This window comes from Colwellia sp. MB02u-14 (assembly GCF_014076915.1).
In the GTDB taxonomy this organism is placed as follows: Bacteria; Pseudomonadota; Gammaproteobacteria; order Enterobacterales; family Alteromonadaceae; genus Colwellia_A.
The window spans coordinates 1-1,038 of the sequence record NZ_JACGUX010000054.1 but is presented as its reverse complement, the minus strand read 5'-3'; the positions used below and the strand labels follow the sequence as shown (position 1 = coordinate 1,038).

Sequence of the window (1,038 nt, the reverse complement as noted above, 5' to 3'; positions counted from 1 at the left end):
AGTTCTCGTGAGAACTAAAATCAGGAACTAGTCAATGATTTTAGATACAACACCAGCACCAACTGTACGACCACCTTCACGGATAGCGAAGCGTAAACCTTCGTCCATCGCTACTGGGTTGATAAGCTCTACAACAAATTTCAAGTTGTCGCCAGGCATTACCATTTCAACACCTTCAGGAAGCTCTACAGCACCTGTGATATCTGTTGTACGGAAGTAAAACTGTGGACGGTATCCTTTAAAGAATGGTGTATGACGACCGCCTTCATCTTTACTTAACACGTATACTTCTGATTCGAATTTTGTATGAGGTGAAATTGAACCAGGCTTACATAACACTTGGCCACGTTCTACATCTTCACGCTTAAGACCACGTAAAAGCACACCACAGTTCTCGCCAGCACGACCTTCGTCAAGAAGCTTGCGGAACATTTCAACACCCGTACAAGTAGATTTTTGAGTATCACGGATACCAACAACTTCTACTTCTTCACCAATTTTGATGATACCACGTTCAACACGACCAGTAACAACGGTACCACGACCAGCAATTGAGAATACATCTTCGATAGGCATGATGAATGCTCCGTCGATTGCACGCTCTGGCTCTGGAATGTAGTTATCAAGTTGGTCAGCAAGTTCGATTATTTTAGCTTCCCACTTTTCGTCACCTTGAAGGGCACATAAAGCTGAACCTTGAATTACTGGTAAGTCATCACCCGGGAAATCATATTCGCTAAGAAGCTCACGAATTTCCATTTCAACTAATTCTAATAATTCTTCATCATCTACAACATCACATTTGTTCATGAATACGATGATATATGGAACACCAACTTGACGTGATAACAAGATGTGCTCACGTGTTTGTGGCATAGGACCATCTGTAGCAGCAACTACTAAGATAGCGCCATCCATTTGTGCAGCACCAGTGATCATGTTTTTGATGTAATCGGCGTGACCAGGACAATCTACGTGTGCGTAGTGACGAGCTTCTGTATCGTACTCGATGTGAGAAGTATTGATTGTAATACCACG

1 protein-coding gene is annotated in these 1,038 nt (G+C 42.6%); it reads right to left on the bottom strand.

The window, feature by feature from the left end; all coding sequences use genetic code 11:
• Nucleotides 1-27 precede the first annotated feature (27 nt).
• The coding region (gene tuf, locus H4J52_RS04635; protein WP_182178582.1) for an elongation factor Tu at nt 28-1,038 on the bottom strand (1,011 nt) is incomplete at its 5' end.